Source organism: Rhodococcus sp. IEGM 1307, from assembly GCF_030056915.1.
GTDB lineage: Bacteria > Actinomycetota > Actinomycetes > Mycobacteriales > Mycobacteriaceae > Rhodococcus_F > Rhodococcus_F opacus_D.
Map to the genome: position 1 here is coordinate 1 of NZ_JASHKW010000070.1, position 755 is coordinate 755.

Below are 755 nucleotides of genomic sequence, written 5' to 3' on the forward strand. Positions count from 1 at the left end.
GAGGAGGTGCGGGTTCGGTTTGGTTTGTGGTCGGGGTGTCGGGTGTCGCATGTGGCGTCGCCGAGTTTTGATGCGTCGGTGTACGAGTGGTTGATGGCGTTTTCGGTGGGGGCGCGGTTGGTGGTGGCGCCGCCGGGGGTGTTCGGGGGTGCGGCGTTGGGGGAGTGGTTGGCGGTCAATGGGGTGACGCATTGTTTTGTGACGCCGTCGGTGTTGGCGACGGTGGAGGAGGGGGCGTTGGGGTCGGTGCGGGTGTTGGTGGTGGCGGGGGAGGTGTTGGGGCCGGAGTTGGTGGCGCGGTGGGCGCCGGGGCGGGAGTTGTTCGATGCGTATGGGCCGACGGAGGTGACGGTTCAGGCGACGGTGAGTGATGCGTTGGTGGCGGGGGGTGTGGTGACGGTGGGGGGTCCGGCGGTGGGGGTGGAGGTGGTGGTGCTGGATGGGTGGTTGCGGCCGGTGCCGGTGGGTGTGGTGGGGGAGTTGTATGTGGGGGGTGCGGGGTTGGCGCGGGGGTATTTGGGGCGGGCGGGGTTGACGGCGGGGTCGTTTGTGGCGGATCCGTTCGGGGGTGTGGGTTCGCGGTTGTATCGGACGGGGGATTTGGTGCGGTGGGATGGGTTGGGGTCGTTGGTGTTTGTGGGGCGGGCTGATTTTCAGGTGAAGGTGCGGGGGCAGCGGGTGGAGTTGGGGGAGGTGGAGTCGGTGTTGGGGCGGTGTCCGGGGGTGGCGGCTGCGGTGGTGGTGGTGGGTGAGGG

Annotated in this window: 1 protein-coding gene; it reads left to right on the top strand. The window is 68.9% G+C overall.

Annotation, left to right across the window (positions count from 1 at the left end; all coding sequences use genetic code 11):
* A partial coding sequence (locus QM841_RS42845) for an AMP-binding protein (RefSeq protein ID WP_283336791.1) occupies window positions 1-755 on the top strand: 755 nt, incomplete at both ends.